We start from the raw sequence: 14366 nt of genomic DNA, 5'->3' as shown, positions 1-14366 counted from the left end.
GCGCAATCGGGGAGCACTTTTGCAGTCAGGCGGGGGCATGACGAGCATAAGGGAAACGCAGGAAATAAGCGAGCGGGCGTTTGTCAAAGACATGTCTGCCGGGCTCGAACGCGCCTTATTGCCCGAACCATGGCTGCCTAAAAAAGTAAGTGAAGATTTATCGCCAGCCTTGCGGCAAAGCTATCTGAACCGCAGAGAACGACTGTCTGCGCTTCGACTGGCTATGCAGTGCAATTTGACAGATGCAATGAGTCGGGAAATCAGCAGGGGTCTGTTTTTTCTCCTCTTTCCTATTTTCATGGGTTTGGGCGCTGTCGTTTATTTCACGCTCTCATTTGAGCCTGAATGGCTGCCCGTCTTTTCGATATTGATTATTCTCAGCGTTGTTCGCTTTTTATCTCGCAGGCATTTTTTGCAAGCACAGCTATTGACGCTGGCTGTAGCACTTTTACTTGGAACGATTGCCGGAAAATTCGAAACGGAGCGCCGCGCCACGCAATTGTTGGGCTCGGAAGTTTCAACGCGCATTACGGGCCGGGTCGCAGCACTTGAATATCGCGACAATGGCAGTTGGCGTGTGACGCTTGATCTGCTTGAAACCCAAAGACCAAAGCTTCGCTATGCCCCGCAACGCATTCGGATTACTGCACGCGATATTCCAGCGCGCACGACAATTGGTAGCGGACTAAATGGTTTTGCGCGACTACGTGTGCCATCTGGACCAGTGCGACCCGGCAATTATGATTTTGCATTTCATGCCTATTTTGGTGGTATCGGCGCGAATGGCTTTTTCCTTGGAACGCCGAAAATTGCAGAAGTGCCGGAACCGGACGGTTTTCCGGCACAAACGGCTGCTGCGATTGCTCAGCTGCGTGTGCATGTTTCTGAGCGAATTGCAGAGGTGCTTTCAGGGGAGGATGGCAGTGTTGCAGCCGCATTGATCGCCGGCGAGCGGGCAGGTATTAGCGATGAAACGAATGAAGATCTGCGCAAGGCGGGACTTGCGCATATTCTTTCCATTTCCGGTCTGCATATGGTGCTTGCAGCCGGTGTTGTGATGATGTCGCTGAGATCGTTATTCGCGTTGTTTCCGGCATTCAGTGCGCGATATTCTGTCAAGAAATATGCGGCGTTTCTTTCGCTTTTAAGCTGTACTTTTTATCTCGCCATGTCGGGTGCTGATGTAGCGGCGCAGCGCAGTTATGTGATGATTGTCGTCATGCTTTGCGCGTTGCTGGCAGATCGTGCGGCAATCAGTATGCGCAATCTTGCAATTGCGGCGGCGGCGATGATCGCTATCTCTCCGCATGAAATACTCGGACCAAGCTTTCAGATGTCGTTCTCGGCAACTGCTGGGCTGATTGCCGCCTTTGCCTGGTGGAGCGACAGGAGGACAAGCAGGCAATCAGCCACCGAAGATCGTCGTGCGCAGCCGCGTGGAATGATTGCAAAAATGCTTATACCCGCGGTTGCCACGGGTGCGACATCGCTTGTTGCAGGTGTAGCAAGCGGCATATTCGCGGCCTATCATTTCAACAATACTGCACCCTTGGGGATGATCGGAAATGTGCTGGCACTGCCGGTCATTTCAATATTGGTCATGCCATTTGCTGTGCTGAGCTTGCTGCTAATGCCATTGCAGCTTGATTGGCTGCCTTTGCAAATCATGGGATTTGGTGTGCTGCTCGTGAGGTACATAGCGAGCTTTGTTGCGAGCTTCTCACCCGATGGCAATCCTGGTGTGATGCCAGTGATGACGCTCATTCTATGGACCATCGCCCTTGTGATGGCCGTTACATTCACCACAAAACTGCGATGGCTTTCGTTGCCATTGATTGTTGCAGGTTTGGTAGTGTTCATGCGCACGCCGATGCCTGATATTCTGATTAGCGAAGACGCCAAATTTGTCGCTGTTCGCTTGCCTGATGGGAGTTTTGCGGTCAATCGCAACAGGCCTCCACAATTCACTGCGCAGAACTGGCAGACTGCCTATCTGATCAATGAATTTGTTCCGCCGCAGATAATAAGCAAACGGATTGCGATTTCGCGCAATGATAGTTTTATCTGTGAAGAGGGGCTTTGTACCATCTCACTGCGTGGCGGGCGGACTTTGGCCTATACCGCAGAAGAAGATATGCAGGAAACTGCCTGTAATATCGGCGATGTCGTTGTTCTTGCAATCGCAGGTAAAAATTTAAGCTGTGAGCGTCAATCTTCACTGGTAATCGACCGACAGGAACTGGCATTGAAAGGTACGCTTGAAATAAGGCTAGGGCAGAGGATTGAGCGTGATCACAAGCGCTTGTCTAATCCGGAACTCAGCAAAGATGATAAGGTCTATCGCTTTGCCTCAACAGAGCACCGCAATGATATGGGTTACGCCGATAAACTAAGCTTCTCGGTCGATGCGCCAACGCGCCCTTGGCATCTTCATCGCCTTTATTCACGCGCGGCCCGCGGCCTGCCTGAGCGTGAATATCAGAAGAGAGCCGAAACTCGGAATTCCTCCGGCTCTAATTATCCACAAAAGTTTTAGTAGCGTCGGATCAAGCCGATCAGCTTACCCTGTACCTGAACGCGATCGGGTCCGAAAATACGCGTTTCATAAGCCGGATTGGCTGCTTCCAGTGCAATTGATGCACCCTTGCGGCGGAAACGTTTTAGCGTTGCTTCCTCATCATCGACGAGAGCGACCACGATTTCGCCGGGGCTGGCCGTATCACCACGTTTGATGATGACCGTGTCGCCATCAAAAATACCTGCTTCGATCATCGAGTCGCCTTTGACCTCAAGCGCGTAATGCTCACCCGCGCCAAGCATTTCGGGTGGAAGGCTGATCGAATGTGTCTGATTCTGAATGGCGGAAATTGGTACACCAGCTGCGATGCGGCCCATCATGGGGACGGACACCATAGCAGACATATCATTATTGGCTGAAACCGGAGCCGGCCGTAGTTGAGAAGGAGGGGGTGCTTTACCCAAGCTGCCTTCAATGACGCTCGGTGCAAATTTCTTTTGCCCGTTCAGCCCGGGGGCGATTGAATCGGGCAGGCGCAAGACTTCCAATGCACGGGCACGGTTTGGAAGTCTGCGAATAAAGCCGCGTTCTTCAAGTGCTGTGATCAGCCGGTGGATCCCCGATTTGGATGCCAGATCGAGCGCCTCTTTCATCTCGTCGAAAGATGGAGGGATGCCTGTTTCTTTCATACGTTCATGAATGAACAGCAAAAGCTCGTGCTGTTTACGGGTCAACATGCGCATACCCTCCAGACCAGAATCAAATAAAAACATAACCAGAACAAACACTATATGTTCCAGTCTTGTTCTGCAATGGTTTTAAAATGATTAATATGGTTCGTTCAATTTGATGTTTGTTAAAGCATCAATATTGTGCAGGCGTCACCTTCTAAGGCTGCGGGGGCATTTTCTGCTCTGATCAGAAGCGCGTCGGACCCCACCAAAGCCGACAGCATCGAGGAATCCTGAAGTGGAAATGGCGTTGCAGTAAGTGTGCCGTCAGCCGCATGTTCGACGGTTGCGCGAATATAATCGCGGCGATGGTCGTTTGCTTTCATTGCCGCACCAAGACGTGCGGGGCGGATGTCGGCGTTTAAATCATTGCCGGATAGTTTTGCCACAAGCGGACGCAGGAACAAGAGGCTGCAAACGAGACTTGAAACCGGATTGCCGGGAAGGCCGATGACGTGAATGGTTTTGCCTGAGACGGTCTTGCGGCCATACATAAGCGGTTTGCCGGGGCGCATGGCGATTTTCCAGAAATCAAGGTCGACGCCGCAATTTTTCAAGGCACCATGCACATAATCACGATCGCCAACCGATGCGCCGCCGATGGTCACCAGAATGTCGATGCCATCATTGAGAACCTGACTAATTGCCGATTCGATTTTTTTCGGATCATCAATGATGATGCCCATATCTTCCGGCTTACCGCCAGCGCGGCGGACGATTTCCGCGATGCCAATGCTGTTGGAAGCGACGATCTGGTCAGGGCCGGGGATTATGCCGGGAGGAACAAGTTCATCGCCTGTGGCAAGAATTGCAATTCTCGGTTGTTTGAAGACGTTAATTACTGCGTTGCCGCTTGCAGCGGCGAGTGAAAGGGCCGGTGGGTCGAGTTCCCGCCCGACAGGCAAAACCGTGTCGCCCGGTGCGAAGTCAAGACCTGCGCGGCGAATATGACGGGTTACATCTAGGCCCTGTCGGATCGTCAGTTTGCCCGCGGATCGCTCTGTATCTTCCTGAATGACGATACAATCAGCACCCTCTGGCAGTGGTGCACCTGTGAAGATGCGCACGGCTTGGCCGTTGGCAAGCTTGCCATCAAAGCGCTCACCCGCAGCAGATTCGCCAATGATTGTCAGTTCAATCGGATAGTCGATATTTTCGGGCGCAATTAGTGCATAACCATCCATGGCAGAACAGTCGAATGGCGGTTGCATAAGGCTTGCTTTTACGGCTTCGGCGACAACGCGCCCACCGGCAGAGCTAAGTGAGACCTGTTCAAAACCGTCTGGTTGGGCGGAGCGCAATATGCGGTTTAGTGCTTCATCGACCGGGAGAAGGGACATTGTGCTTCCTCTGGTAGGGAAATTTCAATTTACTCGCTTCTAGTCTCTTAGATGCGTTTATGAATTGATCTGCCGCAACTCCGGAAAAGAATCAGGCTTTCCAGTCACCTGATTTGCCGCCGCTTTTTGCCGAAACGCGTATATCGGTGATTTCCATATGCCGGTCTACGGCCTTGGCCATATCATAGATGGTTAGGCAGGTGACGGAAACGGCAGTCAATGCCTCCATTTCAACGCCGGTTCGGCCTTTGAGTTTTGCGGTAGCAGATACGCGCAGTCCGGGAAGATTGTAGTCTGGTTCAATGTTGACGGATACTTTGGTCAGCATTAGTGGGTGACAAAGCGGAATAAGATCCGAGGTTTTCTTGGCAGCCATAATACCTGCAAGACGAGCTGCGCCAACGACATCGCCTTTGGCAGCATTACCCTCAAGAATAAGAGCCAGCGTTTCAGGTTTCATTCTGACCGCGCCTTCGGCGGTCGCCTGACGCTCTGTTTCGCCCTTATCGCCGACATCGACCATGTGGGCCGCACCTGTTTGGTCGATATGGGTGAGCTTGGCAGTCATGGATCACACCTTGCCGGTCAGAAGTTCGCGGGTAGCGCTTGCCACGTCATCCTTGCGCATCAGGCTTTCACCAATCAGGAAAGTGCCGATTGAGGATTTCTCTAGACGCAGGCAATCGTCATGGGTAAAAATACCGCTTTCTCCAACCAGCAGACGATCGGATGAGACCATTTTTGCGAGGCGCTCGGAAACGGCTAGATCGACTTCAAATGTACGCAGATTGCGATTGTTGACGCCGACAAGACGCGAGGAGAGTGTTAGCGCCCGTTCCATTTCTTCTTCGTCATGGACTTCGATCAGCACATCCATACCAAGTTCAAACGCTGTTTCTTCCAGCGCCTTTGCAAGGTCGTCATCGACGCTCGCAAGAATGATAAGAATGCAATCCGCTCCCCAGCTCCTTGCTTCATAGACCTGATAGGTATCGAACAGAAAATCCTTGCGCAGTGCAGGCAGCGTGCAGGCATTGCGCGCTGCGATCAGGAACTCCGGCGCGCCCTGAAAAGATGGTGTGTCTGTGAGTACGGAAAGGCAGGCAGCGCCACCGTCTTCGTAGGCCTTGGCCAATGCCGGTGGATCGAAATCTGGGCGGATCAGGCCCTTGGATGGGCTGGCTTTCTTGATTTCTGCAATGAGCGCGAACTTGTTTGCTGCGCGCTTTGCTTCGAGCGCTTTCAGAAAGCCGCGCGTAGCTGGCTGGTCTTTGGCCTGTGCTTTCACTTCATTGAGGGGCAGATGCGCTTTTGCGGCAGCGATTTCATCGCGCTTGTAAGCTTCAATTTTCCGCAGAATGTCGGTGGACATGGTTTGATCCTCTCTGTCAGAGCGGCTTGTCATTGGATACGGCGATGACCTTTTGCAGAACTGCAAGCGCGGAACCACTGTCGATTGATTGTGCTGCAAGCGTAATACCGTCTTGCAAGTCTTTCGCCTTACCGGCAATCATCAGCGCGGCAGCCGAATTCAAAAGAACAATGTCGCGATAGGCGTTTTGTTCGCCACTGAGAACGCCGAGAAGTGCCTTGGCATTGACTTCGGCCTCACCGCCCTTGAGTTCCGACATATCGACGCGACGCAGACCGACATCTTCTGGTACAATCTCAAAAGTGCGGATGGTGCCATTTTCAAGGGCTGCAATCTTCGTGGTGCCTGCTGTGGTCATCTCATCGAGACCGTCGCCATAGACAACCCATGCGGTTTCAGAGCCGAGTTCCTTGAGAACCTCTGCAAGAGGCTCAACCCATTCAGCTGAGAATACGCCAACAAGCTGACGCTTGACGCCTGCCGGGTTTGAAAGTGGGCCGAGCAGATTGAAAATTGTGCGGGTGCCAAGTTCCACCCGTGACGGGCCGACATGGCGCATCGCCGAATGGTGGGTCGGCGCGAACATGAAACCAAGACCAGCCTCGCTGATGCTGCGGCCAATCGTGTCTGCGCCCACCTCGATGTTCACGCCAAGCGCTGCGAGTGCGTCGGCAGCACCTGACTTGGAAGAGAGTGCACGATTGCCATGCTTGGCAACGGGAACGCCTGCGCCAGCCACGACAAAGGCAGAGCAACTCGACACATTGTAGGAGCCAGACTGATCGCCGCCGGTGCCAACAATATCAATCGCGTCTTGTGGTGCTGTAACCGGCAGCATGCGCGAACGCATGGAGGCGACCGCGCCAGAAATCTCCGGTACGGTTTCACCACGAACACGCAGCGCCATCAGAAAGCCGCCGATCTGCGACGGCGTCGCCTGACCGGTCATCATGATGTCAAAGGCTGCTTTTGAATCCTCAAACGACAACGGAGTGCCAGAGGCAGCCTTTGCGATATAGGGTTTTAAGTCAGCCATTGTTTTACCTGTGATTTATCTGTCGCCGATCAGAAGGCCAATGCATTTTTGATCGCATTCTGGTTTACCTTGACCGGATACTGCTTTTGCAATTCGCCAACCAACTGCTCAAGAACGTCGTCGGTGAGGGTGGTGGACAGGTACTTCTGCTGATCATCAGGAATGGCTTCCGGACCGGATGCAGTCGGTTCTGTGACTTCCACAACCTTGAACAGAATCTGCGCATCATTGGATGCGGCAGCAGCCGTTCCCGTGTGGTTGTTTGGACCACGGAATACCTGAGCGGTTGCAGCAGAACCAAATTCTGCGTCATTGGTATTACGGGTAATGCCGCGCTTGGTCTGCTTTTCCACGCCAATTTCGGCAGCGATTGCATCAAGGGTTTCACCACCATCAAGGCGCTTTTTAAGCTCTTCCATGCGCTGGTTAAGACGCTTCACAGCCTCTTCACCCTTCCATGCGGCAACAACTTCGTCCTTGACTTCATCAAGTGTGCGGTCGCGGGCAGGGGTGGTGCCATCAACCTGATACCACACATAGCCATTATTGCCCAAAGTCAGAGCATCATTGTCAAAGCCCTGTTCTGCCTGAAAGAGCGCTGCAACCAGTGCCTGTTCATTTGGAAGGTCAACATGCTTTCCAGCAGGATCGTTGCCTTCTGCATCAACCGCATCGATTGTAACAGCCTTGAGACTAAGGGTCTTGGCAACATCTGCCATGCTTCCACCTTCTGAACGCTGCTGTTCATAGGAATCGTGGATGCCATTGATGCTGCTGATTGCAATATTTGTTGCAACGGTGTCGCGAATTTCAGCTTCGACCTCTGCAAGTGACTTCACATGCGCTGGATTAACTTTCGTTACACGAAGAATAACCGGGCCGAATGCACCTTCAACAACGTTGCTAACGCCGTTCTCATTGAGTGCAAATGCAGCTTCCGCAATAACGGCATCCGGGAGGGCCGACTTTTCAAAGGTTCCGAGAACCAGATCTGCTTCGCTTTTGCCCTGTTCCTTGCCAATATCGACAAAGCTCGTACCGGCTGCGATTTTCTGCTGTGCTGCTTCTGCTGCGGCCTTATCGGCAAAGCTGAGCTGCTCAATGGTGCGCGTTTCGGTGGTGCTGAAGCGGTTTTTGTTTGTTTCGTAGTATTCGTTGATTTCATCCTGCGTGACAGCGGAAGCATCGGCAATATCCGAAGGCTCAAGCTTCACATAGGTGAGCTTGCGATATTCTGGTGCCTTATACTCATCCTTGTGCTCTACAAAATAGCTATTGAGCGCTTCGTCTGATGGTGCAGGAACAGCATCGGCTTTTTCAGCCGGTATGGTGATGTAATCCGCGCTTCGGCTTTCACCCTGATACAGAGCGAGCGCTTTAAGCATGGTCGCTGGCATTTTCATGCCATCGGTTGTGGCTTCGACAACCTGCTGGCGACGTGCCACCTTTGCGCGATTGTCAAGATAATCCTGCGCGCGGATATTGGACTGGCGCAGAACGGCGTCAAACTGTGCGCGGCTGAAATTGCCACTGGCATCCTGAAACGACGGATCCTCACCTGTAAGACGCGCAATACCATCTTTCGAAAGGCCAAGCTGCATATTGCGGGCCTGTTCATCAAGAACGACACCTGCGGCAAGCTGCGCAAGAGCCTGCTGATCAACACCGAGTTGCTGGGCCTGTTCGCGGGTCAAACGTTGACGAAACTGTTGCGACAAACGCATGAGCTGCTGCTCATAAGCAAAACGGTAGTCAGATGAGCTGACTTTTGAACCGCCTGCACTGATTGCATCATCAACTTCGACTTCGCCCTGGAACGCATCGGCGATGCCCCAGACTGCAAAGCTCAGAACAAGCAAGCCGAGAAGAAGCTTAGCAACCCAAGATCTAGCGGCATCACGCATACTGTCCAGCATTGGAAACCCTTTAAAGAACAAAACAAAGCCCGGCCATCAATAAAGATATGCCGTGTCAGGGGATAACCTTAAGCTGGCCCCCGATGCAAGTTCTCATTGATGATCTACCACCAAGAACATTGCATTGCGCGACGAATACGCTTAGTCAGTGGCAAAAATTAGTGCTTATTAGGCGGCTTGCAGTCGTTCTAGGCGAGGAGAACAACATGACTCCGGGAATCCGTCCGCTGGTTGCTGGCAATTGGAAAATGAATGGTACGGGAGAATCCCTCACCGAATTGCGAGCTATTGCTGCGGGCCTGAGTTCTGATCTCGGACGCAAGCTCGATGCTATCATCTGTGTTCCTTCCACATTGCTGTCACGCGCTGCCGAGACACTTGAAGGCGAAACGGTTGCGCTGGGCGGTCAGGATTGCCATCCGAAAGTTTCGGGCGCGCATACAGGCGATGTCTCCGCGCAAATGCTTAAAGAAGCGGGCGCAAGCCATGTCATTCTTGGTCATTCCGAGCGCCGCACGGATCACCGCGAATCCAATGATTTGGTTCGCAGCAAAACTGAAGCCGCGTGGACCGCAGGTCTTGTTGCTATTGTCTGCGTTGGTGAAACGGCTGATGAGCGTAAAGCAGATCGCACACTTGATGTAATTGGTGATCAGCTTGCAGCATCGCTTCCCGATGGCGTGAATGCTGAAAATACGATCATAGCCTATGAGCCCGTATGGGCTATTGGTAGCGGTCTGACGCCGACGGTTCAGGATGTTCGTGCCGCGCACGCTTTCATGCGTGAAACGCTGACCGAGCTTTTTGGTACACATGGTGCGCATCTTCGACTTCTTTATGGTGGCTCGGTGAAACCGTCCAATGCCATTGAGTTGTTGAGTGTGCCGGATGTGGATGGTGCATTGGTTGGCGGTGCCAGCTTGAAAGCAACCGACTTCCTCGCCATATGCGAAACTTATCGTAATCTGTGAGATAGTTTGCGTCCCTTAATCTATCTGGGACGCAGGGCTTGGATTATCACGCAATAGCGTGTAAAGAGCCGCTCTATCTATTTGTATCATCGCTGTTTGGGGCTAAAATCTTATGGTTTCTCCCCTTCCGCATTTAGTCCAGAGATATAAAGACCGTAACCTATGCAGACCATAGTCATTGTCATTCATTTGTTGATCGTTCTGGCGCTTGTTGGCGTTGTGCTCATCCAGCGTTCCGAAGGCGGTGGCCTTGGTATCGGCGGTGGTTCGGGCTTTATGACGGCGCGCGGCGCGGCTAACGCACTGACCCGTACAACAGCTATTCTTGCGATTGGCTTCTTCGTCACATCGCTCGCGCTTGGCATTATGGCGCGTTACGGCGAGCAGCCAACAGACATTCTTAATCGTATTCCAGCAGCTTCCGGCACACAGACTCAGCCTGCGGGTGGAACTGGTACGGGTGGCGGCATTCTTAATCAGTTGGGTGGCGAATCTTCGCAGAACAACGATACGCAAACACCTGCTCCAGAAAGCGCCCCCGCACAGCCTCAGGCTCCGCAGGTTCCTAGCTCGCAGTAAGTTTGGATTGAGCGCACAGAAGTTTAAAAGCCGGCCCTATAGGGTCGGTTTTTTATTGGCAAACGCTTACTAAAAATTTGTGGCGGTTTTTGCAAAAAAAGTGGGCTTATTGTAGAATGCGGTTTTCTAGAGTGTTGCAAGCAGGCAATAGGTTGGTTTGAATCGTTACAAACACACAATGCTGTTAATTGAGTAGTGAGAGACTTTACAGTATGGAGAGCTAAAGCCTGAACGCGATACTGCGACAGGTGTTTTCCGCACTGCTTGGGTTTTCGGGAACAGATCATGTCTTCACGTTTCATTTTAATGGCTGGTATTGCGAGCCTTTGCATTGGATTCTCAGCTCCGAGTTTTGCCGCTGGTGCGGCCGGCGCTGAAGCCGAGCTTGATGCCGCAGCAAACAGCGTTCAGCAGGTCGCAATGGCCAGTGACGCCAAGGCAAAGCCTGCCAAGACCAAAAAGAAAAGTGCTTCAAATTCGGGAAGTGCTAAGAAGGTTGTTCTGAACCGTCACAATATTGATCCGCGTTATCAGGCGCAGACGGTTGCATTCTCTGGTTATGAACCAGGAACAATCGTAATCGATCCTGCGAAATATTTCCTCTATCTTGTTGAAAGCTCGGGCTCTGCACGCCGCTATGGTATTGCCGTCGGAAAAGTCGGCCTTGAGTTTAAGGGAACTGCGAACATCAACGCCAAGCGCGAATGGCCACGCTGGATTCCGACGAAGGAAATGATCGAACGTAATCCTTCGCAGTACGGTCGTTATAAGAATGGTATGGATGGCGGTCCGGGCAACCCGCTGGGGTCGCGCGCCATGTATCTGTTTCAGGGTAACAAGGACACGTATATCCGCATTCATGGAACGACTCAGCCATGGACAATTGGTAGCCCCGCTTCAAACGGTTGTTTCCGCATGACTAACGAAGATGTCATGGATCTTTATGATCGTGTAAACATGGGCGCAAAAGTCGTCGTTCTCTGATGCGGACTTAAAATACCCGAAAGGCCGGGAATTTCCCGGCCTTTTTTCGTGCGCCCGATCTTTTTCGTGCGTATGTCACAATCCGAGTTACATGCTACGAACAGAACTAGTTTGGTGGAAGCGTCCGATATTCCCACAAGGAATGCAGTACGGGCGCGATTTTGATGGAAAAAACATTGATTCCCATTTTTTTAGTGGCGGAATCAGCAAGAAGGGTCTAACGACATAAGCCCATGGCGCGATATGTATTCATCACAGGCGGCGTGGTTTCTTCCCTTGGAAAAGGCATTGCCGCAGCAGCATTGGCTGCACTCCTTCAGGCACGTGGTTACCGCGTGCGTATCCGTAAACTCGACCCTTATCTGAATGTCGACCCCGGCACGATGTCGCCTTACCAGCACGGTGAGGTGTTCGTCACTGACGATGGTGCCGAAACAGACCTTGATCTGGGTCATTATGAACGGTTCACCGGTCGTCCTGCCAATCAGCGGGATAATATTACGACGGGTCGCATTTACCGCAACATCATCGAAAAAGAACGCCGCGGCGATTATCTCGGTGCGACGGTTCAGGTCATTCCGCACGTCACGGATGAAATTAAAAACTTCATCCTTGAAGGCAATGACGAATATGATTTCGTCTTGTGCGAAATCGGGGGCACAGTTGGCGATATCGAAGCCATGCCGTTCCTTGAAGCGATTCGTCAGCTCGGCAATGAATTGCCACGCAATAGCGCGGTTTATATCCATCTGACATTGATGCCGTATATTCCTGCGGCAGGTGAACTTAAGACCAAGCCGACGCAGCATTCGGTCAAGGAACTGCGCTCAATCGGTATTGCTCCGGATATTCTTCTGGTGCGTGCGGATCGTGAAATTCCTGCTTCTGAACGCCGCAAGCTGTCGCTGTTCTGTAACGTGCGTGAAAGCGCAGTTATTCAGGCGCTCGACGTCTCGACCATTTATGATGTGCCAATCGCCTATCATAAGGAAGGTCTCGACAACGAAGTGCTTGCAGCATTTGGTATCGAACCGGCTCCTAAGCCCAGAATGGAGCGCTGGGAAGGTATTTCCAACCTTCTCCACAATCCTGAAGGCGAAGTGACCATTGCGGTTGTCGGCAAATATACCGAGCTCAAAGACGCTTATAAGTCGTTGATTGAAGCGTTGCAGCACGGCGGTATTGCCAACAAGGTCAAGGTCAATCTCGACTGGATCGAAGCGGAAGTCTTTGAAAGCGAAGACCCATCGCCTTATCTCGAAAAAGTCCATGGCATTCTGGTGCCGGGTGGCTTTGGTGAACGCGGTGCAGAAGGCAAGATTCTTGCGGCCAAGTTCGCTCGCGAACACAAGGTGCCTTATTTCGGCATTTGCTTTGGTATGCAGATGGCATGTCTCGAAGCCGCGCGTAATCTCGCTGGTATCGAAAATGCATCTTCGACAGAGTTTGGTCCGACCAAGGAACCGGTTGTTGGTTTGATGACTGAGTGGCTCAAGGGCAATATGCTCGAAAAGCGCACGAAGTCGGGCGATCTTGGTGGAACGATGCGTCTTGGAGCTTACGAATCTACGCTTAAGGCTGGAACACGTATTGCTGAGATTTATGGTTCGACCGATATTTCTGAACGTCATCGTCACCGCTACGAGGTGAATGTTGACTATAAGGATCGTCTGGAAGCAAGTGGTCTGGTTTTCTCTGGCATGTCGCCGGATGGCGTTCTGCCGGAAACAGTCGAATATGCCGATCATCCTTGGTTCATCGGCGTTCAGTACCACCCGGAACTGAAATCGCGGCCATTTGAACCGCACCCTCTGTTTTCTTCTTTCATCGCAGCTGCGATGGAGCAGGGCAGACTGGTTTAAGCCTCTTACGCGCCCCTGCTGGGGCGCGTTTCATTTGTGCGCCAATTATCCGCGCCTTGTTTTCGATCAATTCGCACGCCAGATAAAGTGCCTCTGAGGTACTTGTAATATTTGAAGGTTCCCAATCATGACGACCGCCAATCCTGTTGTAAAAATCGGCAATGTTACCTTTTCCAACAGTGCGCCGCTGTCTCTGATCGCCGGTCCGTGCCAGATGGAAACCCGTGATCATGCGTTTGAGATGGCTGGTCGTCTGGTAGAGATTACGAATAAGCTTGGTATTGGTCTTGTCTATAAGTCGAGCTTCGACAAGGCCAATCGGACGTCGCTCAGCGCGCAGCGCGGCATTGGTCTGGAAAAGGCTCTGGAAGTCTTCGCCGATCTCAAGAAAGAGTTCGGTTTTCCCGTGCTCACCGACATTCACAATGAGCATCAGTGCGCAGAAGTGGCCGAAGTCGTTGATGTCCTGCAAATTCCTGCATTTCTGTGCCGCCAGACTGATTTGCTTGTTGCGGCTGCAAAGACAGGCCGTGTGATCAACGTCAAAAAAGGCCAGTTTCTGGCACCATGGGACATGAAAAACGTGCTTGCCAAGATTACCGAAAATGGCAATCCGAATGTGATGGCGACAGAACGCGGTGCATCGTTCGGTTACAATACACTCGTTTCTGACATGCGTTCGTTGCCAATCATGGCAGGGTTTGGTTCGCCGGTTATTTTCGATGCCACCCATTCTGTGCAGCAGCCCGGCGGGCAGGGTGGTTCTTCCGGCGGTCAGCGAGAATTTGTTGAGACGCTTGCAAGTGCTGCGGTGGCTGTTGGTGTCGCTGGTATTTTCATCGAAACCCATGAAGATCCAGACAATGCACCGTCTGATGGCCCGAACATGGTGCCTATCGATAAAATGCAAGTACTGCTTGAAAAGCTGATCGCTTTCGACAGGATTGCTAAATCGATTTAAAATTTCATCAGGAATTCACAGGCGGGGGATTTTCCTTCGCCTTGAATGTCTGTAATGAAGACCTGAAATTGAATTTCTTCAATGTGCCTTGCAACA

12 protein-coding genes are annotated in these 14366 nt (G+C 52.0%); 6 read left to right on the top strand and 6 right to left on the bottom strand.

All coding sequences use genetic code 11. The features are described 5' to 3' along the window. Window positions 1-37 precede the first annotated feature (37 nt). Entirely contained in the window at window positions 38-2536 is a 2499-nt protein-coding gene (locus CEV31_RS12040) for a ComEC/Rec2 family competence protein (protein ID WP_094507251.1), read from the top strand. Here CEV31_RS12040 and lexA read toward each other — a convergent pair. The 6 genes from lexA to CEV31_RS12010 form a co-directional block, all read right to left on the bottom strand. Then, a complete protein-coding gene (gene lexA, locus CEV31_RS12035) occupies window positions 2533-3255 on the bottom strand; it encodes a transcriptional repressor LexA (RefSeq protein ID WP_094507364.1) in 723 nt (240 codons plus the stop codon). The genes CEV31_RS12040 and lexA overlap by 4 nt on opposite strands. 119 nt (window positions 3256-3374) lie before the next feature. Then, entirely contained in the window at window positions 3375-4589 is a 1215-nt protein-coding gene (locus CEV31_RS12030) for a molybdopterin molybdotransferase MoeA (RefSeq protein WP_094507250.1), read from the bottom strand. Window positions 4590-4680: 91 nt separating this feature from the next. Beyond that, window positions 4681-5157: a cyclic pyranopterin monophosphate synthase MoaC gene (gene moaC / locus CEV31_RS12025; RefSeq protein ID WP_094507249.1), complete on the bottom strand. Its 477-nt coding sequence runs from the start codon at window positions 5155-5157 to the stop codon at window positions 4681-4683. A 3-nt stretch (window positions 5158-5160) separates the two neighbouring features. Then, on the bottom strand, window positions 5161-5961 hold the full coding sequence (gene trpC / locus CEV31_RS12020) for an indole-3-glycerol phosphate synthase TrpC (RefSeq protein ID WP_094507248.1): 801 nt from the start codon (window positions 5959-5961) through the stop codon (window positions 5161-5163). Between the two features lie 16 nt (window positions 5962-5977). Then, window positions 5978-6997: an anthranilate phosphoribosyltransferase gene (gene trpD, locus CEV31_RS12015; RefSeq protein WP_094507247.1), complete on the bottom strand. Its 1020-nt coding sequence runs from the start codon at window positions 6995-6997 to the stop codon at window positions 5978-5980. Between the two features lie 29 nt (window positions 6998-7026). Then, a complete protein-coding gene (locus CEV31_RS12010) occupies window positions 7027-8913 on the bottom strand; it encodes a peptidyl-prolyl cis-trans isomerase (protein WP_094507246.1) in 1887 nt (628 codons plus the stop codon). A gap of 206 nt (window positions 8914-9119) precedes the next feature. Between CEV31_RS12010 and tpiA the strand changes: the two genes are divergently transcribed. The 5 genes from tpiA to kdsA all read left to right on the top strand — a co-directional run bounded on the left by tpiA (window position 9120) and on the right by kdsA (window position 14270). After that, the gene (tpiA, locus tag CEV31_RS12005) at window positions 9120-9884 is read left to right on the top strand and encodes a triose-phosphate isomerase (protein WP_094507245.1); all 765 of its coding nucleotides are present in this window, start codon (window positions 9120-9122) and stop codon (window positions 9882-9884) included. Window positions 9885-10046: 162 nt separating this feature from the next. Next, window positions 10047-10463 carry a preprotein translocase subunit SecG gene (gene secG / locus CEV31_RS12000; RefSeq protein ID WP_094507244.1) on the top strand — a complete coding sequence of 139 codons (417 nt, stop codon included), beginning with the start codon at window positions 10047-10049 and terminating at the stop codon, window positions 10461-10463. 285 nt (window positions 10464-10748) lie between these two features. Then, window positions 10749-11447 carry a L,D-transpeptidase gene (locus CEV31_RS11995; RefSeq protein ID WP_094507243.1) on the top strand — a complete coding sequence of 233 codons (699 nt, stop codon included), beginning with the start codon at window positions 10749-10751 and terminating at the stop codon, window positions 11445-11447. Between the two features lie 233 nt (window positions 11448-11680). Further along, a complete protein-coding gene (locus CEV31_RS11990) occupies window positions 11681-13309 on the top strand; it encodes a CTP synthase (RefSeq protein WP_094507242.1) in 1629 nt (542 codons plus the stop codon). A 127-nt stretch (window positions 13310-13436) separates the two neighbouring features. Then, window positions 13437-14270 (top strand): 3-deoxy-8-phosphooctulonate synthase, encoded by an 834-nt coding sequence (gene kdsA / locus CEV31_RS11985; RefSeq protein WP_094507241.1) that lies wholly within the window; start codon window positions 13437-13439, stop codon window positions 14268-14270. Window positions 14271-14366 lie beyond the last annotated feature (96 nt).

The organism is Brucella thiophenivorans, assembly GCF_002252445.1.
Taxonomy (GTDB): Bacteria; Pseudomonadota; Alphaproteobacteria; order Rhizobiales; family Rhizobiaceae; genus Brucella; species Brucella thiophenivorans.
This window is presented reverse-complemented; position numbering and strand designations above follow the sequence as displayed.